Genomic DNA, 1,799 nt, shown 5'->3' with positions numbered 1-1,799 from the left:
GCCCTTCGTGGCGGCGGCCTCCGGGGCGCAATGCCCCAAAGCTGTCCCCTACCTGCCGCACCCGAACCCCCAGAACGGGCATCAGCAGGGCCTGGTCGGGCTCGCCCAAAAGACGGGGGGCCAGCAAAGCAATGCGCTCGCGATAGCCAGGCCATTCTTCCCACCTGGACTGCTCGCTGGGGTTACGTGGGGCTGGGGCTGGGTTGCATACACCCGCTCCGCGCATATAAGGTTGGGTAGGGATGTAGCGCAATTGCTGCGCCGAGACCAGTGAAATTAGGAGGGTAGGAACAGCTATCCAGGTAATCCACCGCACTTTTATAGCTTGACGGATGGCAATAAAGGTTGGGTTAGAGTGGATTACATACTGGCTGCGGAGCGGGATGTGTAAAGGGCAGCCTGCAAGCCTCGCAACAGGTATTACAAAACGAAGTTTGGGCCAGGCGCTTGCAACGGAGCGTATAAACAAACCCCTGACCAGAGCCAGGGGGACAGGTTGAGCAAACCTTACTGAGCTACAACCTCCTTGGCCTTTTGCTTTCTGGCAACTTGCTCCGCTACCCAGGCATAGGTGCGCTCCATACCCTCGTGCAGAGGCCGGTGGGGAGCCCAGCCCAGCTTTTCGCGGATGCGGGTATTGTCGGAGTTGCGACCTTGCACGCCGGTAGGGCCCGGAACGTTGCGGATGCTGAGGTTTTTACCGGAGATTTCGATGGTCATGCGGGCCAGGTCGTTAATGCTGATCATCTCCTCGGAACCAATGTTGAGCGGGCCGATGTAGTCGTTGTTCATGAAGCGCTCGATGGCTTCCAAACACTCGTCCACATAGAGGAAGGAGCGGGTCTGGGTACCGCTACCCCACACCTCAATCACGCCGCCCTCAGGGGTCTCGGCTACTTTACGGCACATGGCCGCAGGCGCTTTCTCGCGGCCACCCTCCCAGGTACCCTCGATGCCAAAGATATTGTGAAAGCGGCCCACCCGTACGTCCATACCGTAGTTGCGGTGATAGGCAAAATAGAGGCGTTCGCTAAAAAGTTTCTCCCAGCCGTATTCGCTATCGGGGGCAGCGGGGTAGGCGGAGTCCTCGGCGGTGACGGGCCGGGAGGGGTCGAGCTGGTTGTACTCGGGGTACATACAGGCCGAGGAAGAGTAGAAGACTTTGCCCACGCCCTTCTGGTGCAGTTCTTCCAGCACATTCAGGTTAATCATGGCCGAGTTGTGCATGATGGCTGCATCATTCTCGCCCGTGAAGACGAATCCCGCGCCCCCCATATCGGCAGCCAACTGGTAGACCTCATCGAACCTGCGGTCAATCACCTGGGCCACCAGGCGTGGATCGCGCAGATCGCCCACCACAAAATCATCGGCAGGGCTTTCCACGTATTCATGGCGCTTGAGGTCAACCCCGCGCACCCAGTAACCCTGGGCTTTGAGTTTTTTGACCAGATGCCCGCCGATAAACCCACCTGCACCGCAAACGAGAGCTGTTTTCATACTTTTCCTCCTCAGATGTCTAGCTTGTAGCGACGCAGGCCCAGCAATTGCATCAGCACTGCCATCACAAACCTGGGGTTGTTTTGCAGATAGCGCCGGGCCAGCCGCCGGGGTTCGGAGACCATGCGAAAAAACCATTCCATCCCGCTACGCTGCATCCAGCGCGGGGCTTGCTGCTTGAGGCCAGCGTGGAAGTCGAAGGCTGCACCCACCCCAATCATGACCGAAGCCTGCACTTGGCCCAGGTGAGCTGCCATCCAGCGCTCTTGCTTGGGGGTACTGAGGCCCACCCATATAATGTC

Annotated in this window: 2 protein-coding genes and 1 pseudogene; all 3 read right to left on the bottom strand. The window is 58.8% G+C overall.

All coding sequences use genetic code 11. The features are described 5' to 3' along the window. Positions 1–226, bottom strand: a pseudogene (locus Q0288_RS09570) (M23 family peptidase); the annotation flags it as partial. 281 nt (positions 227–507) lie between these two features. Beyond that, positions 508–1,497 carry an NAD-dependent epimerase/dehydratase family protein gene (locus Q0288_RS09565; protein ID WP_299429801.1) on the bottom strand — a complete coding sequence of 330 codons (990 nt, stop codon included), beginning with the start codon at positions 1,495–1,497 and terminating at the stop codon, positions 508–510. Between the two features lie 11 nt (positions 1,498–1,508). Further along, the coding region (locus Q0288_RS09560) for a WecB/TagA/CpsF family glycosyltransferase (protein WP_299429799.1) at positions 1,509–1,799 on the bottom strand (291 nt) is incomplete at its 5' end.

It is taken from the genome of uncultured Meiothermus sp., from assembly GCF_937863175.1.
Taxonomy (GTDB): domain Bacteria; phylum Deinococcota; class Deinococci; order Deinococcales; family Thermaceae; genus Meiothermus.
Note: the sequence above shows the minus strand (reverse complement) of the source record. Positions and strands in the feature narration are given on the sequence as shown.